The sequence below is a fragment of the Longimicrobium sp. genome, assembly GCF_048594345.1.
Classification (GTDB): Bacteria; Gemmatimonadota; Gemmatimonadetes; order Longimicrobiales; family Longimicrobiaceae; genus Longimicrobium.
In genome coordinates this window covers 53778-75419 of record NZ_JBMDXM010000188.1, presented here as the reverse complement: position 1 = coordinate 75419, position 21642 = coordinate 53778, and the positions used below count along the sequence as shown (strand labels likewise).

The 21642-nt window shown below is 67.6% G+C and carries 19 protein-coding genes; 10 read left to right on the top strand and 9 right to left on the bottom strand.

Annotated elements, in window-relative coordinates; translation table 11 throughout:
• Nucleotides 1-178 precede the first annotated feature (178 nt).
• From ACOJUJ_RS20695 to ACOJUJ_RS20685, 3 genes are read right to left on the bottom strand one after another with little or no spacing between them, the layout of a single operon-like run.
• Nucleotides 179-2425, bottom strand: a complete 2247-nt coding sequence (locus ACOJUJ_RS20695) for an NHLP family bacteriocin export ABC transporter peptidase/permease/ATPase subunit (RefSeq protein ID WP_420128821.1) — start codon at nucleotides 2423-2425, stop codon at nucleotides 179-181.
• A 41-nt stretch (nucleotides 2426-2466) separates the two neighbouring features.
• On the bottom strand, nucleotides 2467-3828 hold the full coding sequence (locus tag ACOJUJ_RS20690; RefSeq protein ID WP_420128807.1) for an NHLP bacteriocin system secretion protein: 1362 nt from the start codon (nucleotides 3826-3828) through the stop codon (nucleotides 2467-2469).
• Complete coding sequence (locus ACOJUJ_RS20685; RefSeq protein ID WP_420128806.1) at nucleotides 3825-5378, bottom strand: TolC family protein; 1554 nt, start codon at nucleotides 5376-5378, stop codon at nucleotides 3825-3827. The genes ACOJUJ_RS20690 and ACOJUJ_RS20685 overlap by 4 nt, the downstream gene beginning before the upstream one ends.
• A 375-nt stretch (nucleotides 5379-5753) precedes the next feature.
• Between ACOJUJ_RS20685 and ACOJUJ_RS20680 the strand changes: the two genes are divergently transcribed.
• The 3 genes from ACOJUJ_RS20680 to ACOJUJ_RS20670 all read left to right on the top strand — a co-directional run bounded on the left by ACOJUJ_RS20680 (nucleotide 5754) and on the right by ACOJUJ_RS20670 (nucleotide 7714).
• Complete coding sequence (locus tag ACOJUJ_RS20680; RefSeq protein WP_420128805.1) at nucleotides 5754-6614, top strand: FRG domain-containing protein; 861 nt, start codon at nucleotides 5754-5756, stop codon at nucleotides 6612-6614.
• A gap of 74 nt (nucleotides 6615-6688) precedes the next feature.
• A complete protein-coding gene (locus ACOJUJ_RS20675; RefSeq protein ID WP_420128804.1) occupies nucleotides 6689-6961 on the top strand; it encodes a hypothetical protein in 273 nt (90 codons plus the stop codon).
• A gap of 57 nt (nucleotides 6962-7018) precedes the next feature.
• On the top strand, nucleotides 7019-7714 hold the full coding sequence (locus ACOJUJ_RS20670; RefSeq protein ID WP_420128820.1) for a nucleotidyl transferase AbiEii/AbiGii toxin family protein: 696 nt from the start codon (nucleotides 7019-7021) through the stop codon (nucleotides 7712-7714).
• Between the two features lie 76 nt (nucleotides 7715-7790).
• Here ACOJUJ_RS20670 and ACOJUJ_RS20665 read toward each other — a convergent pair whose 3' ends face one another.
• Together ACOJUJ_RS20665 and ACOJUJ_RS20660 are read right to left on the bottom strand one after the other, a co-directional pair.
• Nucleotides 7791-8408, bottom strand: coding sequence for a YkvA family protein (locus ACOJUJ_RS20665; protein ID WP_420128803.1), 618 nt, complete (start codon nucleotides 8406-8408; stop codon nucleotides 7791-7793).
• A 24-nt stretch (nucleotides 8409-8432) separates the two neighbouring features.
• A complete protein-coding gene (locus tag ACOJUJ_RS20660; protein WP_420128802.1) occupies nucleotides 8433-8843 on the bottom strand; it encodes a DUF2281 domain-containing protein in 411 nt (136 codons plus the stop codon).
• 256 nt (nucleotides 8844-9099) lie between these two features.
• Here ACOJUJ_RS20660 and ACOJUJ_RS20655 point away from each other — a divergent pair, with 256 nt between their 5' ends.
• The 3 genes from ACOJUJ_RS20655 (at nucleotide 9100) to ACOJUJ_RS20645 (ending at nucleotide 11106) form a co-directional block, all read left to right on the top strand.
• The gene (locus tag ACOJUJ_RS20655) at nucleotides 9100-9717 is read left to right on the top strand and encodes a hypothetical protein (RefSeq protein WP_420128801.1); all 618 of its coding nucleotides are present in this window, start codon (nucleotides 9100-9102) and stop codon (nucleotides 9715-9717) included.
• A 185-nt stretch (nucleotides 9718-9902) separates the two neighbouring features.
• A complete protein-coding gene (locus tag ACOJUJ_RS20650; protein WP_420128800.1) occupies nucleotides 9903-10631 on the top strand; it encodes a phosphatase PAP2 family protein in 729 nt (242 codons plus the stop codon).
• Between the two features lie 19 nt (nucleotides 10632-10650).
• The gene (locus tag ACOJUJ_RS20645) at nucleotides 10651-11106 is read left to right on the top strand and encodes a GNAT family N-acetyltransferase (RefSeq protein ID WP_420128799.1); all 456 of its coding nucleotides are present in this window, start codon (nucleotides 10651-10653) and stop codon (nucleotides 11104-11106) included.
• 71 nt (nucleotides 11107-11177) lie between these two features.
• On the opposite strand, the gene ACOJUJ_RS20640 is transcribed toward ACOJUJ_RS20645, so the two are convergent.
• Nucleotides 11178-11411: a hypothetical protein gene (locus tag ACOJUJ_RS20640; protein ID WP_420128798.1), complete on the bottom strand. Its 234-nt coding sequence runs from the start codon at nucleotides 11409-11411 to the stop codon at nucleotides 11178-11180.
• Between the two features lie 236 nt (nucleotides 11412-11647).
• Here ACOJUJ_RS20640 and ACOJUJ_RS20635 point away from each other — a divergent pair, with 236 nt between their 5' ends.
• The 3 genes from ACOJUJ_RS20635 (at nucleotide 11648) to ACOJUJ_RS20625 (ending at nucleotide 15717) form a co-directional block, all read left to right on the top strand.
• Nucleotides 11648-12496 (top strand): acyltransferase, encoded by an 849-nt coding sequence (locus ACOJUJ_RS20635; RefSeq protein WP_420128797.1) that lies wholly within the window; start codon nucleotides 11648-11650, stop codon nucleotides 12494-12496.
• A 96-nt stretch (nucleotides 12497-12592) separates the two neighbouring features.
• Nucleotides 12593-13264: a toll/interleukin-1 receptor domain-containing protein gene (locus tag ACOJUJ_RS20630; protein ID WP_420128796.1), complete on the top strand. Its 672-nt coding sequence runs from the start codon at nucleotides 12593-12595 to the stop codon at nucleotides 13262-13264.
• Nucleotides 13261-15717 carry a KGGVGR-motif variant AAA ATPase gene (locus ACOJUJ_RS20625; RefSeq protein WP_420128795.1) on the top strand — a complete coding sequence of 819 codons (2457 nt, stop codon included), beginning with the start codon at nucleotides 13261-13263 and terminating at the stop codon, nucleotides 15715-15717. Before ACOJUJ_RS20630 ends, ACOJUJ_RS20625 begins: the two co-directional genes overlap by 4 nt.
• A 196-nt stretch (nucleotides 15718-15913) precedes the next feature.
• Here the strand turns inward: ACOJUJ_RS20625 and ACOJUJ_RS20620 are convergent, their stop codons facing one another.
• From ACOJUJ_RS20620 to clpB, 3 genes are all read right to left on the bottom strand, one after another.
• Nucleotides 15914-16174, bottom strand: coding sequence for a hypothetical protein (locus ACOJUJ_RS20620; protein WP_420128794.1), 261 nt, complete (start codon nucleotides 16172-16174; stop codon nucleotides 15914-15916).
• Between the two features lie 43 nt (nucleotides 16175-16217).
• Nucleotides 16218-16655: a hypothetical protein gene (locus ACOJUJ_RS20615; protein ID WP_420128793.1), complete on the bottom strand. Its 438-nt coding sequence runs from the start codon at nucleotides 16653-16655 to the stop codon at nucleotides 16218-16220.
• Nucleotides 16656-16894: 239 nt separating this feature from the next.
• On the bottom strand, nucleotides 16895-19561 hold the full coding sequence (clpB, locus tag ACOJUJ_RS20610) for an ATP-dependent chaperone ClpB (protein ID WP_420128792.1): 2667 nt from the start codon (nucleotides 19559-19561) through the stop codon (nucleotides 16895-16897).
• Nucleotides 19562-20511: 950 nt separating this feature from the next.
• Between clpB and ACOJUJ_RS20605 the strand changes: the two genes are divergently transcribed.
• Nucleotides 20512-21627: a 6-bladed beta-propeller gene (locus tag ACOJUJ_RS20605; protein ID WP_420128791.1), complete on the top strand. Its 1116-nt coding sequence runs from the start codon at nucleotides 20512-20514 to the stop codon at nucleotides 21625-21627.
• The last annotated feature ends 15 nt before the right edge of the window (nucleotides 21628-21642 follow it).

Below are 21642 nucleotides of genomic sequence, written 5' to 3'. Positions count from 1 at the left end.
CCCCCGGCCCCTCCCCGTTCGTTCCTCACGGAGAGTGGGGAACATCGATCCCGCTGCGAAAAGGTGCGTCGCACCTCCCTCCCCCGCGCAGTTTGCGGGGGAGGGCCGGGGAGGGGGGCGGCCCACCATCTCGCACCCACTCATCCAGAGCGGGCTCGTCGAAGCGTCACCGGAAGCCTCACTCCGCCGCGATCAGGTCGCGATACGGGCCGTCGGCGTCCTTCAGCTCGTCGTGCGTGCCGCGCTGCACGATCTTGCCGGCATCCATCACCACGATTTCGTCGCAGTCGCGGATGGTGCTGAGCCGGTGCGCCACGATCAGGCAGGTGCAGCCGCGGCGGCGCAGGTTGTCGTCGATCTCCTGCTCCACCGCGGGATCCAGTGCGCTGGTCGCCTCGTCCAGCACCAGCACGCTGGGGCGGTTCACCAGCGCGCGGGCGATCTCCATCCGCTGCCGCTGCCCGCCGCTGAAGTTGCGCCCGCCCTCCTCCACCCGGCTGGCGTATCCGCCGGCGCGCGCGCTTACGTCGTCATGGATGCAGGCGTCGCGCGCGGCTTCCACCAGGTCCGGCTCGGGGACGGTGGGGTCCCACATGGTCAGGTTGTCGCGCACGGTGCCCTCGAACAGGAACACCTCCTGGTCCACCACGGCAAAGCTGCTGGTCATCACCGGGCGCGGCACGTGGTCGCGGCGCACGCCGTCCAGCAGCACCTCGCCCGCCCACGGCTCGTGCAACCCGCTCACCAGCCGCGCCACCGTGCTCTTTCCCGATCCCGACCCGCCGACCAGCGCCACCCGCGCCCCCGGCTTGAGCATGAGCGTAAAGTCCTGGATGAGCGCCGGCTCCAGCCGGCTGTAGCCGAACGAGACGCGCCGCAGCTCCAGGTGCCCCGACAGCCGCGACAGGGGCGCCTCGTCCGCATGGTCCGCCGACACCTCGTTTGCCGATACGCCCTCCGACGATGCGCCATTCGTCATCGGCGCCGGCGATTCGGCCGCGTCCATTCCCTCCGTCCGCGCGCGCAGCACGTCGTCCAGCCGGTTCATGTCGCCGCGTACCTCCTGCAGCGTGCTCCCCATGTTCACCAGCGAGTTTACGGGCGCCAGAAACGCCATCATTAGCGCCTGGAACGCAATCAGCATCCCCATGCTCAGCTCGCCGTCCATCACCCGCAGCCCGCCCATCCCCAGCAGCAGCGCCGTGCTCAACGCCAGCAGCAGCGGAGGGACGGTGGCGAGAAGCGTGGTCTGCAGCGCCAGCTGGTGCTGCGCGTTGGCGGCCTTGGCGTAGTAGCCGCTCCAGCGGGCGAAGAAGTCGGACTCCGAGCCCGTCGCCTTGAGGTTTTCGATGTTCAGCAGCCCGCCCATGGCCGTGCCGATGGCCTTGCCGCGGTCCTGCAGCAGCCGCTGGCTCAGGTCCGTGCGCCGCCGCGCCACGTAGCGCAGCGCCAGCATGTTCAGCGCCCCCGTGGCGACCACGACCGCCGCCAGCAGCGGGTCGTAGCGCAGCATGAGGGCGGCGTAGAACGCCACCATCACCGCCGCCAGCATGGTGGTCGCCAGCTCGCCGGACAGCAGCGAAGCCACGCGGTCGTTGATCCCCACGCGCGAGGCGATCTCGCCGGGAAAGCGCTGGGTAAAGAACTGCAGGGGAAGGTGCAGGACGTGCCACAGAAAGCGCGCGGAGGTGCTGATGGCCAGCCGCGTCTCCAGCCGCAGCAGGTAGCGCTGCTGCAGCAGGGTCAGCAGCGCCATCACCGCGGCGGTGCCGGCCATGAACCAGGTGAGCGGCTTGACCCAGTCGCCCATCCCCTTTACCAGCACGTCGTCCACGAACACGCGCGAAAAGGTGGGCACCAGCAGGCCGGGGATGACCAGCGCCAGCCCCGCCAGGACCACGTAGAGAACCGCCATCCGCAGCCCCGCCAGCCGGCGCCCCAGCGACGCCACCAGGCTGCGGCCCTCGCCGCCCGGGACGAACTCCGGGGTGGGCTCAAAGGTCAGCGCCACCCCGGTGAACGACTGGTCGAACTCGTCTTCGCCTACCTGGCGGGGCCCGTGGGCGGGGTCGTTCAGAAAGGCCCGCCCCTTTCCGAACCCCTCCAGCACCACGAAGTGGTTGAAGTTCCAGTGGACGATCATGGGCACCGGCAGCCCGCGCAGATCGGCCGGCTCCTTCTTGAACCCCTTGGCGTTCAGCCCGTAGGCGCGCGCCGCCTTGACCACGTTGCTGGCCTTGCTGCCGTCGCGCGACACGCCGCACGCCATCCGCACCTCCTCCAGCGGCACCAGCTTGCGGTGGTACGCCAGCACCATGGCCAGGCAGGCCGCGCCGCACTCCACCGCCTCCATCTGCAGGACCGTGGGGACGCGCGCGCGGCGAGGGGCAGCCGTAGCCGCACCCCGCCGCAGCCGCCCGCGCATCGCGTGGACGGCACCTTTCATCCGGCGAGCGACGCCGGCACTCACGGTGACCCGCGCGCGACGGGCGCGGAACCGGAGGCGAGCGCCGAGGACGAGGTGGGCGCGGCGGTGTGCTTGCGCAGCTGGGGGATCACCATCAGGATCGGCCGCCGCCGCTCGACGACGATCCCCGCCGTGGCCAGGGTGCCGCTCTGGATGCGCAGCGGCGGCCCCTCCGCTGAGGTCCAGCGGTAGGTGCTCAGGTTGTCGGGGTCCGGCAGCAGGTCCACGTGAACCTCGTACGGCGCGTCGTCGCCGCTCAGCGTGGTCACCAGCTGCTCGTTCTTCAGCACCCGCGTCATCCCCTGCGGCGTCACGGGAAAGTCGCTGACGTACGTGACCGTGCCCAGCAGGTAGCCGAACTCCTCCTTCTTGACCGTCGACGGGGCGATCTGCACCTCCATCCCCGGTTTGATCTTCTTGCCGTGCACGGAGGGGATGAAGACGACGGCCTCCAGCCCCTTGACCGCCTTGCCGGTCAGGTCGACGGTCAGGATCGGCTGGCCGCGGTCCACCATGCTTCCCTGCTCCGCCATCACCTCCAGCACGCGGCCGGTGTAGGGGCTGGTGACTTCGGAGGTGGTCCGCAGCTCGTTCTCCAGCCGCGCCAGCTCGCGCTCGGCCTCCGTGACCGCGGCCTGGCTTTCCTGCACTGCCTTCTGGTTCTGGTTGGCCACCTGGCCGCCCTCGGCATCCAGCTGCACCAGCTCGCTGCGGTTCTGCCGCACCCGCTCTTCCACGCCGTCGCGCTCCTGCGTGGTCGACAGCAGCGTCTGCCGGGTGATCAGCCCCTGCTGCACCAGCTGGGTTTCGCTGGCGATGCGCTCGTTCAGCGCGCGCAGCGTGCTCTCCCCCGCCTCGATGGCGGCGCGCAGCTGCTCGCGGCGCTGGCCCCGATACGCGCCCTGCAGCTGCACGTCGCGCTGTCCAAAGCGAAGCTGCTGCTGGTGGCGGCGCTGCAGCTCGCCCACCTCGCCGCGCGCCTGCTGAATGCGCAGCACCAGGTCCTGCCGCGCGATCCGCGCGACCACCTGCCCCTCGGACACCACGTCGCCCACGCGCACGGCCACGTCGGTCACGCGGCCCTCGCCAGAGGCCTCCACGTCCAGCACGCCGCCGCTGCGGATGAGGATCCCCCGCCCCGCGATCCGCTCCGGCACGTTCCCCAGGGTCCCCCACACCAGCGCCGTCGCCAGCAGCGCCCCCACGCCGACGAGCAGCAGCCACCCGCGCGGCGTGGTGACCTGCATCAGCTGGTCAAGCTGCTCGGGCGAGGAAAGCCGCTCCAGCGCCACGGAGCGAAAGATCTGCTTGGACTCCGCCTTTTGCGGCTCCCGCGGCGGCGTCTGCGTGGCGGCGCTCATGGGTTCTCCCAGGCGGTGAGCGCGGACGGATCGGTCCCGTCCGCATCCCCCAGCGTTCCGGTCTCGTAGCGAAGGCGGGCCAGGGCGGCGGCGTAGCGGGCGCGTGCGTCGATCTCCGCCAGCGTGGCGCTGGTCAGGCCGTCCTCGGCGGCGATGATGTCGAAGATGGTGCTGGTGCCCAGCTGGTACTTCAACTGCTCGCTTTCCACGGAAGTGGCGTGCAGCCGCGCGGCCTCGCCGAACTGGGCCAGCTCTTCGGCGGTGCGCTGCAGCGTCTCCACGGCGGCGGCGGCGTCCAGCGACACCTGACGGCGCAGCTCGGCGTACGCCAGCGCGGCCTGCTGCTCCTGCGCGGCGCTCTGCATCGCCTGCCCGCCGGCCAGCCGGTTGCGCACGGGAAAGCCGTAGGCCACCTCCAGGCGCGTGTGCATCCCCCCCAGCTCGCTGTAGAAGGGCGAGACCAGCCGACCCAGCTCGTCCCCCGACTCCAGCCCCTGGTATCCCAGCGTCAGGTTAAGATCCAGCCGCGGACGAGCCTCGCGCCGGTAGCCCGTCAGCAGGTCGCGCGCGGCGTCGCGCTCGCGCCGCGCGGCCTCCAGGTCCGGCCGCGCCCGCAGCGCCGCGTCCACCAGCGACTGGAAGTCCGGCGCGCCCTCCGCGCCCAGCCCGGCGGGGAACGCCGTGGCCGGGGGCGGCAGCGTGCGCACCGCCTCCGGCGCGATCCCCATCGCCCGCCCCAGCCCCTGCCGCGCCGTGATCACCGCACGCTCGCCGGAGATGCGCGACGCCCGGCGCGAGGCCAGGTTGGCCTGCAGCGGCAGCAGGTCCACCGCCGGGCGCTGATCGGCGGCCACCAGTGTGCGGGTCTGCTCCAGCAGCCGCTCCGTGCGCGTTTCCGTGCGCCGCAGCACCTCCAGCCGCGCGTGGGCCGCGGCGTACTCCCAGTACGCTTCCACCGCCTGCAGCAGCGCGGCGGCGCGGCGGTGCTGCAGCGTGGCCTGGCTGGCGGAGTGCAGCATGGCCGCCGCGCGCTCGCCCGCCACCGCCAGCCCGCCGCCGCGCCCGCGCAGCAGCGGCACGGAGACGCCCAGCGTGGCGGCGGCCGAATTACGGGCCCCGCTCACCTGCCCCGCCGCGTCCAGCCGCGAGAACGAGAGCGCGGGCGAGACCACAACTCCCGAGCGGAACGGCTGGTCCATCCCCAGGCTGTAGGTGAGTGTGCGCGACTGGCTGATGCCGGCCACGTTCTGCGCGTTGAGCCCCGGGTTGCGCTCTTCGATGCTGGAGAGCGTGGCCGCGAGCGCGGGATCGAACGCGCCGTGCGCCACCTGCACCGCCGCCGCCTGCCGCTGCACCTCCCACGCGGCGGTCTGGATCTCGGCGTTGGCGGCCAGGGTGGTGCGCAGCACGTCGTCCAGCGTCAGCCCGGGCGCCTGCGCGGCCAGCCCCGGCGCAAGCACGAGCGCCGCGACCAGCCATCCCGCCGCGGCGCCGCGGCGAAAGGTGGGCGCGGCAAGGCGCGCGGCGGGGGCGGACGGAGGCAGCGGCAACGGCCCGTGGGGGAGCGGGTGCAGGCGCGCGGCTCCGTCGCGTCGTGGGGGGGCGGACACGTCGCGCGGAGAGCCGTTCCCGGGGGAGCGGAGGACCATCGGGCCCGCATCCGTTCCCTCAGGATGCGGCGGAAAGAGCAAGGGCTATTCCCCCGTTCGTTCCCCGCGCAAGCCGTTGCCAGCCGCCCGCTTGGGCCTGAACGACGTCCGGCGGGGCGCCACGGCGGGGGCACCACTTCGCATGAATAGATGCCCGCCTCTATCCAATGGAGGTGTCTCGTTGGATGTGCTGAGACAGCGCGTGTACGCTTGTTGCCCACTACAACGATGTGGATCGACGACGACGGCGGGACCCAGCGAGGGATGCAGGGGCGGATGAAGGAGATCAGGGTATCGAACTGGAACGAGTTGAATGAGCAGCTCTACGGCGACTCGTTCAACCCCAGCATCGGGCGCATCCGCTCCCCCTTTGCCTTCCGCGGCGTGTCCAGCGCCGACTATCCGCTCACCACCAGCCTGAGCCGGCTGGGCGGGGCGTACGGGCAGATGGAGCAGCACCTGCTGCGCAACTTTCGCAAGTACGCGCGCCGCGGCGACGTGCAGACGGACTCCGTGTGGAACTGGCTGGCCGTCGCGCAGCACCACGGCCTTCCCACGCGGCTGCTGGACTGGACGTTCTCCCCTCAAGTAGCCATGCACTTTGCCACCGCGCGCCTGCGCGAGTTCGAGCGCGACGCCGTCATCTGGACGGTGGATTTCGTCAGGGCGCACGCGCTGCTCCCCCGGCCGCTGCGCGAGGAGATGGAGTCCGAATCCGCCGACGTCTTTACCGTGGAGATGCTGGCGCGGCGGGCGGGGACGCTGGAAGATTTCGACGCGCTGGACGACGAGCCGTTCGTCCTCTTCTTTGAGCCGCCGTCGCTGGACGACCGCATCGTCAACCAGTTCGCCCTGTTTTCGGTGATGTCGTGCCCCGAGTCACACCTGGAGGCGTGGCTCCGGTCGCACCCTGACCTCGTGCGCCGCATCGTGATCCCCGCGCAGCTCAAGTGGGAGGTGCGCGACAAGCTGGACCAGGCCAACGTCACCGAACGCGTGCTGTTTCCCGGGCTGGACGGCCTGAGCGCATGGCTCAAGCGCTACTACAGTCCCCGGACGCCACTGCCCGCCGCAGATCCCATGGACGAGGAGGATGAGGATCGGCATGGGCTGGAGCTTTCGAGAGACGATCGATGACCCGGCACGGGAGGATTGCCGATCCGTCCCCGCGTGACCAATTTCCAGGCGACTTTCACACGCGAGCATCCGCCATGTCCACGCAAGAGCGCGTTATCTATCACTACCGGGATTTCCCCGAGCTCTTCCAGGACCTGGATCCGGATGCGGTGGTGGATGGGGATGATCCGCTCATCATCACCCGTGTCCTTCGCGAGGGGAACCTGTCGCACGTGCAAAAAATCGTGCGGATGGACGTGCTGGCGCGCGAGTTCGACCACCTGGAGCTTCCGGCCAACATCCGCCGCTTCTGGACCCTGCTGCTTCGGAAGATCGCGGAACGCCAGCCCCTGAACCTGAATACCTGAGAGGATTTTCTGCTGCACGCAGACCCGCGGGTCGTCACCGCGACGCACGTGCGCCTGATGCAGGTGGTCGCCGCGGCGGATGCGCGATACGGCGCCCCGAACCTGCGGTTGGACGGGGGGACGGCTCTGGCCGCTTTCCACCTGGGCCACCGCGTATCCAAGGACCTGGACTTCTTCGCCGATTACCAGGTGAACGCGGCGGCCTTCGCGGAGGTCGTGCGCGAGGTAGCGGAGGAGCGTGGATTCGAGATGCGTCCGACGCGTGCGCGCAGCATGGGTTTCGCGCAGTTCATCGCCCGCGATCCCGAGGCGGGTATCGAGGTGCAGCTGGATTTCGCAGCCGCGTCACCGTTCCACCTGGAGGAGAGAGATGTCGCCGCGGAAGGCATTCAGGTGTCGTCCTACCGCGATCTGTGCGCAGGCAAGCTCCACGCGATCTGCGACCGGTACGAGCCGCGCGACTATGTTGATCTGCACGCCATTCTCACGCGGCCTGACCACGATGCTAATCAGGCGGACGAGCCGGTGATTCGGGACCGTTTCCGCGGGATGGTCGCGGACCTCATGCAAACGGATCCCGGACTGGACGCGCTGCTGGTGGGCAACGCGGTGGAGCGAGGACGCGCACGACCGATCGTGGCAAGGCTGCCGTATACGCTCTTCATCGACATCGACGACGATGCCATGCAGCGAACGATCGGGATCTGCGCCGATGAGGCAGCCAACATCGCAGCCGCGCAAAAGTTCGGCTGACGCGAGCAACGTAAACGATGAGGGTGCCGTGATCGCTTCACGGCACCCTCTCGTTTTCCGATGCGGATCCGGCGCCTCAGCCGCGGTGGCCCAGGATGGAGCGGATGGGGCCGGGGAGCAGCGCGGAGGCGCCGTCCAGCGCGTCGAGCGCCATCCCCAGCGACGCGGGGTCGCCGTCCCAGTGGTCCAGCAGCACGTCCATCCCCGCGTTGTTCAGCAGGCGGCTGAGCGCCAGGGCAAGCAGGTAGATGTCCTCGATCTGGCCCACGACCGGGAACACCCAGTCCGGCACCAGGTCCACCGGGCTCACCACGTACACCAGCACGGCGGCCACGATCGCCTTGTCCGCCTTGGACACGCGCGGGTCGCGGGCCAGGCGCGCCAGCAGCTTGAGGTACGACGGCACGTCGCGCACGATGGACATCAGCGACGCCGCGTCCCGGCCCCCCTTTTCGTACTCCGCGCCCCCCTGCGGACGGCGGGCGGGGCGGCGGTCCGGGCCGTCGTACTCGTCGTCGTCCAGAATGCTGCGGCGGGCACGGCCGACCTTCTCCTGGCCGTCCTCCGCGTCCGCCGATGCAGATCGCCCTCCCCTGCCCCGGCGCGGGCCTACGAGGTCCTCGTCGTTCTCATCGCGGGGGCGGGGGGCGCCGCGGCGCGGGCCCACCAGGTCGTCGTCGTCGCTGTAGTGCACGAAAGCCTTCCGTTCAGGTTGCGGCTACGGCTGATAGGGCGGTCCGCCGCGGGGGTCGCCGCCGGGCTGCTGAGTGCCGCCGGGCTGCTGGATGCCGCCTGGCGGAAGCTGCGGCGCGCCGTTGCCGGTTTCGCGCGGCAGCACCACGTTCTCCACCTCGCGCAGCACCGTGCGTCCCGCCTCGGTAATCCCGCTTACCACGCGCCCCGCCGTGCCCACCACGCCCAGCGCGCCGCGGATGGTGCCCAGGGCCACGCCCTGCGCGCGCATCTTGTCTTCCAGCAGCTCGCCAAAGCGCTGCACCCCGCCCGGCTGGCGCACGGAGCGGTTGTACTTGGACGACAGGAACTCGATGTAGTCCAGCACCTGGTACTGCTGCGTCTCTGGCAGCGACTCCAGGTGGCGCAGAATGCGGTCGCGAAGAACGTCGTGCATCGGGGCCTCGCCTTGTATGAAACGGAACCGGTGGGCAACCGTCGTGCCGTCCGGTGCGGTTCGGGGGGATGTGCTCTGTTGATGGCTACGCATCCGCCGCCCCTGCGGTTTCGCAGATTGAATCTGCCGGGCAGCGGGACGCAGGGCAATGATGCGGGATGTGGAGCGTACTTCGTACCGGCCTCTCGGCTACGGGCGAGCGAGGCAGGATCTCTGAATCAAAGCGTTGCGCCCGATTCCGTGCAGGACAAGGTTCATGGATGGCGCCGGCACTCACCCGTTTTATCGCGCTGAACTTGTTGATCAGGAGCGAACAATGACGAATGATGTAAAGGATTCCGCAACGGTCGATCCCGCACACGCCTTTCTGATGAAGGAGTTCGAGTTGCTGCGGACATCGGTGGACAATGCTGTCGGGGAACTCCGAACTCTGGACAGGTGGGTGCTGGTCACGACTGCCGCAGTCTGGACGTGGATCCTGACGAAGCACCCCGCCATGCTGCTCAGCGCGGCCTCTGCAGCCTCGTCGGCGGCGACAGAAACCGCCGCTGCCACGCCTCCGCCAGATGTGGTGCTCTTCGTGCCCCTTTTCATCGTCGCGGTTTTCTTCCTGAAAACGTTAGCGATCAACGATACTCTCGACCTCACGAATGAGTACCTGCGAGTCCACGTGGAGGCGCAAATCGGTCCGGAGCGCCCGAACGACGGCAAATTCGGTTTCGAGACCTATTTTTACAAAAAACGGAAGAGCACGACGAATTCGGCCACCCGGGTTCGCATGGCACGAATCCGGGCATGGTCCTACGGTTACTATGCAGTGTTGATTATCGCGTACCTGGTGATGGCGATCTGGGGGCTGGGCATCTTCCGCTGAGCCGCGGCATCCCAAACCCGGATTTATCCCTCCGCGGCATGCGCCGCGCTTCGTCCGTCTGTGCGCCGGCTCTGTCCATACGTCCATACGTCGCGAGTCGGAATTTTCTCGCGGATCGTTGCCGAGACGGAGTGCCGCGGATACACTTGCGCCTCCCCCGTCCGCCCGCTGACGATCCGCATCGCATGCCGCTGTCGTATCGATCCATCACCCTGGTGCTCGCCCTCGCCGCCCTGCCGCTTTCGGTGGATGCGCAGCCGCTGGTGTCGCGGGGCGAGGCGGCGGCGGGCGTGGTGGTGATGGCGGGGGCGCTGCTGCTGGATGACGCGGTGCACGGGATGGTGCCAACGGGCGGCGGCACGCGGTGGGAGGGCGCGTCCGCCGCGCTGAACTACGGCGGGCGGCCGCAATACGCGCTGGTGCTGCTGGGCGGCGCGTGGACGGCGGGCACGCTGGCGGGGCGCGGCGAGGTGGCCGATGCCGCGCTGCACGTGACCGCCGCGCTGGCCGCCGGCGGCGTGGCGAACGGCCTGCTGAAATATTCCGTGGGCCGCGAACGCCCCAGCACCACCGCGGATCCGCTGCGCTTTCGGCCGCTCAACGGACGCAACCGCTGGCAGTCGTTTCCCTCCGGCCACGCGGTCGTCGTCTTTTCCCTTGCCTCCGCGTTGTCGGAAGAGGCGCGGACGCCCTGGGTCACAGCGCTGGCGTACGGCGGCGCGGCCATGGTTGGCTGGAGCCGCGTGTACGACGACAAGCACTGGACCAGCGACGTGGCCGCCGGGGCGCTGGTCGGCATCCTGGCCGGGCGCTCCACGGTCCGCCTGCTGCATCGCGCCGGAGAGGATGATGCCGATCCGCCCCTCGTCACCGTGGCGCCGGGCGTGATCGCCGTCCGCATCCACCTCCGCTGATCCCCATCGAAAGACCCCGATGACCGACGGTATCGAGATCCGCCCCGCCACCCCCGCCGACCTGGACCAGGTGGTCGATCTGCTGGCCGCGCAGCTGGCGGAGCACGACATTCCCATCGCCCGCGCGGACCTGGCGTTCGCCGCGGAGGGCATTCTGCGCGTGCCGGAGCGCGGCTTTGTGCTGCTGGCGGTGGCGCGGGAAGGCGCCGTGGCCGCGGCGTGCGTCTCGTACTCGTGGACGGTGGAGCGCGGTGGGAAGGTGGCGTGGCTGGACGAGCTGTACGTGGTCCCCGCGCGCCGCGAGCACGGCATCGGAAACGAACTGCTGGGGCGCGTGATCGCCGCCGCCGCGGAGGACGGTTGCCGCACGGTGGAGCTGGAGGTGGAGACCAGCCACGCCCGCGCGGAGCACCTGTACCGCCGCCACGGCTTTACCGACATGCCTCGCCGTCGCTGGACGCGTCCCCTGCCCTGATCGCACGATCCAGTGTCGTGACGGACGAACGGGCCCGCCGTGCGTGACGGCGAGCCCTTTTACCCGATTCCCTACTGGCCAGGCACGATGGGCGAGGTCGGGCAGCAGCGGCAGACGCCGGTGGAGCTGACCACGAACCCGCCGTTTGGACAGAGGGAATCACAGCGTGCGTCCGGAAGACACCGGCCCGCGCTGGGGCTGGACTCGGTGGGCGAAGCCAGCGCCTGGGTGCCTCCGAATGCCAGCGCCCCGACGACCGGAGCGGCGAGCAGAACGGTGCGCCAGCGGTGAGTCATGCCTTTCATCTCTGCCTCCCGTAAAGCATTGTGGATCCGCCTCACCACGCCGGCACGGTCCCCGGGATGGCTGCGCGGAAGGTGCATGGGCAGGAGCCTCAACCCATCTTGATTCAATGTGTCTGCAAACGAGAGGCCGACGACGTGATCAACCGTTCGTCCCACGTCGTTTGCGGGCGGGGATGGGCGCGGATACTTTTTCCGGGCCGGCAGCACGTATCCACCCCGACGATGAGCCTTGATCCATGCCCATATATCCGCTGAAGCAGCTGGACCCCGCGGCCGAAGCCACGGCGCTGTACGACGAGTGGCTGGACGAGATCCGCCAGCAGCTGGAGGCCGGCGAGGACCGCTGGGAGCTGTGCCGCCGCACGCTCACGGGACTGTTCTATCCGCACCACGCGGACGCCAATCCGCAGAACCTGTCGCTGGCCGCCCGGGCCGCGCTGGCGCAGATGGACGCGCGCAACATCACGCTCGAGCCCGAATACTACGCCGAGGTGGACGAGGCCAGGTTTAACGAGCGCAAGCCGCTGCTGTGGATGTGGCAGATGTTCGACCGCAGCCCACTGGGGGGAAACATCCACGTGGGCGTGCGGTTCCGCCGGACGCTGGCGCCGTTCATCTTTGCGCGCGTGGGACGCAACTTCAAGGCGTTCCATTTCGTGGAGTTCAGCTACGGCTACAACATGGAAGTGGGCGACGACGTGGTGGTGCACCGCAACGTGCTGCTGGACGACCGCGGGGGCATCGTGCTGGGGAACGGCGTGAGCATCAGCGACTACGCCAACATCTACTCGCACACGCACTCCATCGTCGACCAGCGTGACGTCAGCAACCTCAAGACGGTCATCGGCGACGGCGTGCGCATCACCTACCACGCCACCGTGCTGGCCGGCACGCACGTGGGCGACAACGCAATGGTGGGCGCCATGGCGCTCGCCACCAAGGACGTGCGCCCGTACCACGTGAACGTGGGCATCCCTGCCAAGTCCGTGCGCGTAAAGCCCAACGCCCCCGCCGAGGTCTACAAGCTCACGCTGCGCAAGGACGGCGAAGGCGCGCCCGCGGGCACGGGCGCGGGCGAGGACTGACAGGGGTTAATCCGCCGGCCATTGCCACAGGCGGATGAATCCGCGGCTGGAACAGCGGGAAGCCCCGCGAACTGCGCGGGGCTTCGTTCGCTGATCATGACCTTCGTCGTTGCTTCCGCACCAGAGTCGATGATGGACTATATCTACGACGTTTTTATCAGCTACAGGCGCCATCGCGAGTGGACGCCCTGGACGCGTGAACATATCTACGGTTTGCTGGATGCCTACCTCACCCAGGAACTGGGGAGATCGCCCGCAATCTTCATCGACGAACGTATCGAACCTGGTGTCGACTGGCCGGACAGACTCGCGGCAGCGCTTGGCCGCGCTCGCGTCCTGCTCCCCGTATTTTCCAGGGATTATTTCGGCAGCGACTGGTGCATCCACGAACTCGACCTGATGCACGATCGGTCGCGTCGATTCCCGGCTAGCCGCCTCATCATTCCCGTAATTGGACACGACGGCGACCTAATCCCCGATGAAATCGCACGACTTCAGTCATTCGACCTGTCCGAGTTTCGGAATACCGATATCCAGCGCAGGACACCAAGATTCGAGCAGTTTTCTGATTCGGTCAAAGAGTTGGCGCCCCATGTAGCAGCCGCAATCGGTTCAGCACCGGGCTTTGATCCCTCCTGGTTGGAGGAGTGCCAAACCCGATTCGATCAGGTCTACCAGGCTCATTGCGGAGGCCCTCCAGCCTCTGTCACGTCGTTAACGCGAAAGCCCATGCCTTTTCCGGCGGCACCGCCGAGGGTAACGCTATGAGCGGCCGGGTCTTCACCTTCTATTCCTGGAAGGGCGGCGTCGGGCGTACGATGGCAATGGGCAACGTCGGCGTGCAGCTGGCTCGGCGCGGGAAGCGCGTGCTTCTGGTCGACTGGGATCTGGAGGCACCCGGACTGGATCGCTACTTCCAGCCTTCGGACCACGCCACGAAATCGCTGCTGTCAGTGAAAGATCCGTCGGACAGGACCGGTCTGCTGGGTCTTCTGAGCGATGCTGGCGCTGAGAAGTCACAGCTGCGTCCTGAAGCGTGGCTTCGCCGCTGTACTCGCGTCGAATTGCCGCCACTGCCACGGCCACTGCGGCCGGCTTCTGCGACTCCTCATCCGGAGCCACTTCATCTGCTGGGTTCGGGACTTGGGTCGAGCGCCTACGCCACACGACTGCAGGATTTTTCTTGGGGGTCGTTCTTCGCTGATAGCAACGGAGGTCAGTGGCTGGAGCAACTTCGAGGTCAATGGCGGGAGGCGTATGACGTTGTCTTGATCGACAGCCGGACCGGACTGACGGACAGCGGCGGTGTCTGCACCGTTCAGATGCCGGATGCACTGGTGCTGGTGTTCACCGCGAACACCCAATCCCTCGAGGACGGGCTGACCTTCCTGAGCGGCGTCCACCAAGCACGCGCTGCCTTTGCGTTCGAGCGTGCACCACTGACGGTCGTTCCACTCCTGGCCCGGTGGGAAGGTGATCGGGAAGTAGATCTCGCGGACAGCTGGCTTGAGCGGATGGAGCCGCTCATCGCACCCGTTGTCGAGACGTGGCTCCCTAGAGATCTGCCTGTCCGGCGAATGCTGGAAAGACTCCGGGTCCCGCACGTTGCACGCTTCAGCTTCGGCGAGCCGCTTCCGGTACTCACCCACAGCCTCTCTGATCCCGATCGGCCAGGGCTTGCATATGAACTCCTGGCGGAACTCCTTGCCAGCGGATTCGCGGATGCTGGCAGGATCATCGAGCCGGGCTATCGGCCCTCGTTCGATCCTGCTCACACGACTGATGCTGAGATCGACGAACTGGTGCTGGACGACCAAGCTCGGGAAGCGGCGATAAGTCAGGTAGCCGAGACGAACGGCGCTGAATCTTTGACGATGATCGAGCTTCTGCTCCAATTGGCGGAAGGTGGGCTGCGTGGCGGGAAGGTAACTTTCGCCGATCAAATGGCGCGCTCAGCGGTCTCCAAGGTGCGCGGCCGTGTCCAACTCGAACCGGGGGATGCCACCGAGCAGAGGGTGCTCAGCGGTGCGCTGATCCTCCAAGGAGACACCCGGCGAAAACTCGGTAGTGTCGCGGACGCTCTGCTCGCCTACCGCGAGTCGCTGGCGGTACTGCGACGCTTGGCAGAGGCTGATCCGTCGAACGCGCAGCGGCAGCGGGATCTGAGCGTGAGCCATAATAGGGTGGGTGACGTGCTGCGGGACCAAGGTGATCTAGCCGGAGCGCTGACCGTCTACCGCGAGTCGCTGGCGGTGAGTCGACGCCTGGCCGAGACCGATCCGTCGAACGCGGAGTGGCAGCGAGATCTAAGCCTGGGCCAAGAGCGGATTGGCGACGTGCTGCGGGACCAAGGCGATCTGGCTGGGGCGCTGAAGGCCTACCGCGAGTCACTGGCGGTAATTGGACGCTTGGCCGAGGCCGATCCCTCGGACGGAGAGTGGCAGTGGGATCTGAGCGTGAGGCAGAATAGGATTGGCGACGTGCTACGGGCTCAGGGCGATCTGGCTGGGGCGCTGACGGCCTACCGCGAGTCACTGGCGAGGATTAGGCCCCTTGCTGAGGCCGATCCGTCGAAGGCGGGGCTCCAGCGGGATCTGAGCGTAGCCAACATCAAGGTGGGCGACGTGCTGCGGGACAAAGGCGATCTGGTCGGGGCGCTGACGGCTTACGGGGAATCGCTGGCGGTGAGTCGACGCTTGGCCGAGGCCGATCCGGCAAACGCAGGATGGCAGCGGGATCTGGGCGTGAGTCTTAACAGCATCGGCGACGTGCTGTGGGACCAGGGCGATCTGGTTGGGGCGCTGACCACCTACCGTGAGTCGTTGACGGTGAGTCGACACTTGGCCGAGGCTGATCCGTCGAACGCGGGGTGGCAGCGGGATCTAAGCGTAAGCCACAGCAAGGTGGGCAACGTACTGCAGGACCAAGGCGATCTCGCCGGGGCGCTGGCGGCATATCGCGAGTCCCTGGCGGTGAGTCGACGTCTGGCCGAGGCCGATCCGTCAAACGCGGGATGGCAGCGAGATCTTTCTGCCGATTTGACCCACCTCGCTGAGCTCCTTGCACAGCAAGGCGACGTAGCGGCGGGCTTAGCACTCGCGCAGGAGAGTCTCGCGATTGATGAGAGATTGTCCGCACTTGATCCAACAAATGTCACTTGGCAACGTGACGTAGCCATCAGCCGCGCACTTGTTGAACGGCTCATGGCCCGTGACCAATGAGTGCTCTCTCGCGCCACGCTTTCAAAGCATGAGCGACCAAGCAGCGGTTGCAGCTGATCGGCTGCGCGGCCGCCGCTGTACCGGACGTTAGGGTTAGGCCGCCGCATCACCTATGGGGAATGCCGCTCCCGTGCTTTGCGCACGGGAGCGGCCTTTGTTGCTGCAGTTCGTCCTGTACGTGTGTCTCCCCCGTGCGTCACACCCCCGCCGTCTGCGGCTCGGGGGCGTCGGCGGACGCATCCGCCGACGCGTCCCCGCCCCCTGACCGGAACACCAGCCCGCCGCCGGCCGGGTCCCGGTCCACCACCACCGTGTCGCCGTCCGCGAACTCGCCCTCCAGCACGTGCAGCGCGAGCGGATTCTGCACCAGGCGCTGGATGGCGCGCTTGAGCGGGCGGGCGCCGTACGCGGGATCGTAGCCCTCCTCCGCGATCAGCGCCTTCGCCGCGTCCGTCACCCCCAGTGCCAGCTTCCCGAGGGAACTCAGCGGACCGCCCTGCTCAGCGTCCCCAGAACGCCATGCCTACCGCTGTCCTGTAGTCGGGAAGCTGCGGATGATTCATCCGCCAGGAAAACGTCACCGAAAAGCGGCAGTACAGCTCCTTCGTCCACTCCAGCTCGACGATGACCTTGCCCGTTCGCGCATCGCAGTGGACGCCGATCACGAACGGCTCGCCCTCCATCGCAAGCTTGTCGAAGGCCACGATCTTGGCCAGGAAGTCCAATGCCTCCCGCTTGAGCGCATCGGTTTCCGGGATGACGGCGAGCGCCATCTGGTACGACGGCTCGTGCGGGCGCGCGTCCCAGCCGCCATCCTCCCAGACCGGCTCACCGTCCGGAAGCATGAGCGTAAAGTCGGCGCGCTCCGGATCAGCCGACCACGTTGTGCCGTAGCGCCCGGCATCCTGCCGGAATCGCTCGATTGGAGGAATCTGCATGGAACGCGGGATGCTAGGCTAGGCTAGGAAGGACGCAGTCCGAGCGGGTTTCCAGGCCGCAGCTGCCCGGATCTCCGCCCCGCCGAATGAGATCTGTCGAAGTATATTCCCCCTCCCACGCAGTTTGTGGGAGAGGGCAGGCGAGGAACGAGCCGGGTGAGGCCCCACGGGCGCGCCGCGATTCATCGCCACGACACGCCCGCTGTTCATCCTTCGTACCCTCGTACTCCGTACCGCTCTTACGCCGCCACGGTTTCCGCCGACGGCGCCGCAGCATCCGGCTGGGCATCCGCCGCCCCCGTCCCGCCCGGCCGGAACGTTAGCGCGCCGCCTCCGGAATCGCGGTCCACGATCACTGTGTCCCCGTCGTCGAACTCACCCTCCAGCACGTGCAGCGCCAGCGGGTTCTGCACCAAGCGCTGGATGGCGCGCTTGAGCGGACGGGCACCGTACGCGGGATCGTAGCCCTCCTCCGCGATCAGCGCCTTGGCCGCGTCCGTCACCCGCAGCGTCAGCTTGCGATCCGCCAGCAGCTTCTCCAGCCGCCGCAGCTGCAGGTCTACGATGGTCTTCAGCTCGGGCCGGCCCAGCGGGCGGAAGACGATCACGTCGTCCACGCGGTTCAGGAACTCGGGACGGAAGTGCCGCCGCAGCTCGCCAAGCACCGCGTTCTCCACCGCCTCGGCCGTCGACCGCTCCTGCAGCTCGGCCGCGCGCTCCAGGATCAGCGGGCTGCCGATGTTGCTGGTCATGATGATGACCGCGTTGCGGAAGTTCACCGCCCGCCCCTGGCTGTCCGTCACCCGGCCGTCGTCCAGGATCTGCAGCAGGATGTTGAACACGTCCGGGTGCGCCTTTTCAATCTCGTCGAACAGCACCACGCTGTACGGTCGCCGGCGCACCGCCTCCGTCAGCTGGCCGCCCTCCTCGTAGCCCACGTACCCCGGAGGGGCGCCGACGAGACGGCTGACGGCGTGCTTCTCCATGTACTCCGACATGTCGATGCGCACCATCGCCTCTTCGTCGTCGAAGAGGAACTCGGCCAGCGCGCGCGCCGTCTCCGTCTTGCCCACGCCCGTGGGGCCCAGGAAGATAAAGGAGCCGATGGGGCGGTTGGGGTCCTGCATCCCCGCGCGGCTGCGGCGCACGGCGTTCGCCACCGCCACCGTGGCCTCCGGCTGGCCGATCACGCGCTCGTTCAGGTGCGAATCCAGCTTCGCCAGGCGCGACCGCTCGCTCTGCACCATGCGGCTCACCGGGATCCCCGTCCAGTGCGAGACGACCTCGGCGATGTCGTCCACGTCCACCTCTTCCTTGAGAAAGCGGGACGTCTTCTGCAGCTCTGCCAGGCGCCCGTCGCCGCCCTCGATCTCCTTCTGCAGCTGGGGGATGGTGCCGTACTGCAGCTCCGCCGCGCGGTTCAGGTCGCCCGTGCGGCTGGCGCGGTCCAGCTCCACCTTCAGCTCGTCCAGCTTTTCCTTCTTTTCGCGCAACTCCTGGATGACGGCCTTTTCCGACTGCCACTGCGCCTTCATCCCCGAAGACTTTTCGCGCAGCTCCGCCAGCTCCTGCTCCAGCCGCTGCAGCCGCTCGCGCGATTCGGCGTCGCTCTCGCGCCCCAGCGCCTGCCGCTCGATCTCCAGCTGCATGATGCGACGCTCCACCTCGTCGATCTCCTGCGGCAGCGAGTCGATCTCGATGCGCAACCGGCTGGCGGCCTCGTCGATCAGGTCGATGGCCTTGTCCGGAAGAAAGCGGTCGCCGATGTAGCGGTTGGAGAGCGTCGCCGCCGCTACGATGGCGGGATCGGTGATGCGCACGCCGTGGTGCACCTCGTAGCGCTCCTTGAGCCCGCGCAGGATGCCGATGGTGTCCTCCACGCTGGGCTCGCCCACGAAGACGGGCTGAAAGCGCCGCTCGAGGGCCGCGTCCTTCTCGATGTACTGGCGGTACTCGTCCAGCGTGGTGGCGCCTACCAGCCGCAGGTCGCCGCGGGCCAGCGCCGGCTTGAGCATGTTGCCGGCGTCGGGCGATCCCTCCGTCTTTCCCGCGCCCACAATGGTGTGCAGCTCGTCCAGAAAGACGATGAACTTGCCGTCCGAATCGGACAGCTCCTTGAGGACGGACTTGAGCCGCTCCTCGAACTCGCCGCGGTACTTGGCGCCGGCCAGCATGGAGCCGATGTCCAGCGACACCAGCGTCTTGTCGCGCAGCCCCTCGGGCACGTCGCCGTTCACGATGCGCTGCGCCAGCCCCTCGGCGATCGCCGTCTTGCCCACGCCCGGCTCGCCGATGAGCACGGGGTTGTTCTTGGTGCGGCGCGAAAGCACCTGCACCACGCGGCGAATCTCCTCGTCGCGGCCGATCACCGGGTCCAGCTTGCCGCGGCGTGCCCGCTCGGTAAGGTCGGTCGAAAACCGCTGCAGCGCCTGATACTTTTCTTCGGGATTCTGATCGGTCACGCGGTGGCTGCCGCGCACCTGCTCCAGCGCCTGCACCAGCGCCTCGCGGGTGGCGCCCTGCGCGCGCAGCAGGTCGCGCACGCTGAAGCCCTTCTCCACCAGCCCCAGGAGCAGGTGCTCGGTGCTGATGTACTCGTCCTTCAGATCGCGCGCTTCCTTCTCCGCGCGGTCCAGCACCTCGTTCAGCTCGCGGCTGATGGTGGCGTTGGCGCCGCCGGACTGCTTCGGAAGCCGCGCCCGCGCCGCGTCTACCTCGCTGCGGAGCCGGGCCACGTTCAGCCCCACCTTCTGCAGGATGGGGACGACGATCCCCTCCTCCTGCTCCAGCAGGGCGGAAAGCAGGTGCAGATCCTCGATGGTGGGGTTCCCCGCCTTGCGCGCCTCGCCCGCAGCCGCCTGCACGGCCTCTGCCGATTTGACGGTAAGTCGATCGAAGTTGATCATCGCTCCTCTAAACTGAAGAAATTCACCGTGTAACCCATTCGCCAGCAGCGGCACCAGTTTGGTGGATTCACAACCATCTCACCGAAGTACCGCCGGGCGTTGCTGCGCCCGATAAAAACAAGTTCCATACCGCCCCCGCCCTGCCATCCAGTCAGGGTGCCTTCCAATGGTCTTGGAGGGCCTCCGGGGCCTGCAGTTCTACTGACGTGCACCTCCGTGCACCGTACGTTGATCGCGTTGCAGCCGAACGACGCCCTGAGAAGCGCGCTCGTTAACGACAATATTGCGTGAAGACCAATCCCTTCTTATCCTGTGAAAAGTGACGCTAAACTTCTCAACGGGACTTCGCATGATGAGACGCATGGCTAGTGCTACACTCTGGCTCGCCCTTTCAGGCGTTGTGCTCGCCCCAACAGCCCGGGAGATCGCTGCCCAAACCGTCGTCTGCTTCAAGAAGAAATGTGTGATTTTTGCCGACGGCACCGCTAGTTGCCAGTATACACAGGTGGATTGCAGTCAGGTGAACATCCAGTGATTGCGCGAATCAGAACAATCCGACAGAACGTCGCCTCACGGGCGGTTCTGCTGGCGCTGCTCACGGCTGGAGCGGCCGGTTGCGGCGACAATCTGGTGGCCAGCGCGGCACAGCACCGTGTGGCGCCCGCACCATCTGAATGGGAGTTGACTCCGCTCCAGCAGCAGTTGCTGATGCAACCCGTATCGCCGGAAGCCGCCGCGGGTCGCCCGGCCACTCGTGCCGACCTCGAGGATGCACGGAGTTGGTTCGGCCCGGGCGAGTTGGAGGCGATTCTCGCGATTGTGAACCGAAACGCCGAGGCAAGCGGAACTGACACTCTCCCGCACTGCTTCCCGGCGTGCAGTCCCATTTCTCCCGCAGCGAAGCCCACGGCGAAGTGAGCCCGTTACGAAGGATCATGGTTCGCGGACGCGTGCTTCCCCTGCTGGTTTTAACAGGATGTGGGGCGGAAGCCGCAGACGGACACGACAGCGGGTCCGGGAAAGCAAGACCCGCATGGACGGTTGTTGCGCCGGCGGATCTGCGCATCGGCGCCTCTGAAACCGGATCCGATGCCCTGGTCTTCCCCGTGGCGGGTGAGCGTCTGGCACACGGCGACATCGCCATTGCGGACGCCGGGAACCACCGCGTTGACGTATTCGATTCCAAGGGGCGGAAGGTTCGTAGCATCGGCCGTGAAGGACGCGGACCGGGAGAGTTCTCCTCGCCGTCATGGCTGGGGGTGCGCGGAGACACGCTGCTGGTGTGGGACATTGTGCAATCGCGGCTGACGCGCTTTGACACCGCGGGAATCCTGATCGGCACGGACCCTCCCGTCACCGATCTTGGAAGCTTCCCGCGCGTCGCCGGCCAGCGCGCCGACGGATCGCTTCTCACGATTGCCTCCGTATCGGGAGAATGGCGGGCGGGCACATACCGGGATTCGCTGCTGATCCTGTGGATGTGGCCCGACGGACGGCGCGACACGGTAGCCACCGCGCCCGGTGACGATCAATTCGGAACGCGATCACAGAACGGGCGTGTGTCTGAAACGACCACTCTGCCGTTCGGCCGGCGCACCGTCGTCGCTGTACATGGCCAACGCGTGTACCTCGGGACTGCCGATTCACCCGTGATCGTCGCGGCCTCCGATGGACGCACCTGGGATACCGTCGCGCGCGTGCTTACCCCGCCTGTACCCGTGACACGGCAAGACATCGACGAATTCTGGTCTCGGCTCGTCGTCACCGGTTCGCGGTCGTCCGCGGCTGCACCCGCCGGCATCGAATACCCCAGGTACTTTCCACCGTATACCGACCTGCGCGTTGCCTCTGGCGGTGACACCTGGATCTGCCTCCCCTCACGTCCGTCGGAATGGAGCGTGAGCAGCCGATGGCTTGTCTTTGCCCCAGATGGAACGCTACGCGGCAGCGTCGAGATCCCGGGGCGCAATCGCGTGCTGCAGGTGGGTAATGGCTGGATACTCGTGGCAGAGACAGATGCCGACGATCGCCAGATGGTCGTGAAATACTCACTATCCCCGCCGTAACCGCCGCACAATATC

Coding starts and splice junctions, on each gene's coding strand:
- ACOJUJ_RS20695 (WP_420128821.1), bottom strand. CDS start 2,425: ATGCGCGGGCGGCTGCGGCGGGGTGCGGCTACGGCTGCCCCTCGCCGC.
- ACOJUJ_RS20690 (WP_420128807.1), bottom strand. CDS start 3,828: ATGAGCGCCGCCACGCAGACGCCGCCGCGGGAGCCGCAAAAGGCGGAG.
- ACOJUJ_RS20680 (WP_420128805.1), top strand. CDS start 5,754: ATGAAGGAGATCAGGGTATCGAACTGGAACGAGTTGAATGAGCAGCTC.
- ACOJUJ_RS20675 (WP_420128804.1), top strand. CDS start 6,689: ATGTCCACGCAAGAGCGCGTTATCTATCACTACCGGGATTTCCCCGAG.
- ACOJUJ_RS20670 (WP_420128820.1), top strand. CDS start 7,019: ATGCAGGTGGTCGCCGCGGCGGATGCGCGATACGGCGCCCCGAACCTG.
- ACOJUJ_RS20660 (WP_420128802.1), bottom strand. CDS start 8,843: ATGCACGACGTTCTTCGCGACCGCATTCTGCGCCACCTGGAGTCGCTG.
- ACOJUJ_RS20655 (WP_420128801.1), top strand. CDS start 9,100: ATGGATGGCGCCGGCACTCACCCGTTTTATCGCGCTGAACTTGTTGAT.
- ACOJUJ_RS20650 (WP_420128800.1), top strand. CDS start 9,903: ATGCCGCTGTCGTATCGATCCATCACCCTGGTGCTCGCCCTCGCCGCC.
- ACOJUJ_RS20645 (WP_420128799.1), top strand. CDS start 10,651: ATGACCGACGGTATCGAGATCCGCCCCGCCACCCCCGCCGACCTGGAC.
- ACOJUJ_RS20640 (WP_420128798.1), bottom strand. CDS start 11,411: ATGAAAGGCATGACTCACCGCTGGCGCACCGTTCTGCTCGCCGCTCCG.
- ACOJUJ_RS20635 (WP_420128797.1), top strand. CDS start 11,648: ATGCCCATATATCCGCTGAAGCAGCTGGACCCCGCGGCCGAAGCCACG.
- ACOJUJ_RS20630 (WP_420128796.1), top strand. CDS start 12,593: ATGACCTTCGTCGTTGCTTCCGCACCAGAGTCGATGATGGACTATATC.
- ACOJUJ_RS20625 (WP_420128795.1), top strand. CDS start 13,261: ATGAGCGGCCGGGTCTTCACCTTCTATTCCTGGAAGGGCGGCGTCGGG.
- ACOJUJ_RS20615 (WP_420128793.1), bottom strand. CDS start 16,655: ATGCAGATTCCTCCAATCGAGCGATTCCGGCAGGATGCCGGGCGCTAC.
- clpB (WP_420128792.1), bottom strand. CDS start 19,561: ATGATCAACTTCGATCGACTTACCGTCAAATCGGCAGAGGCCGTGCAG.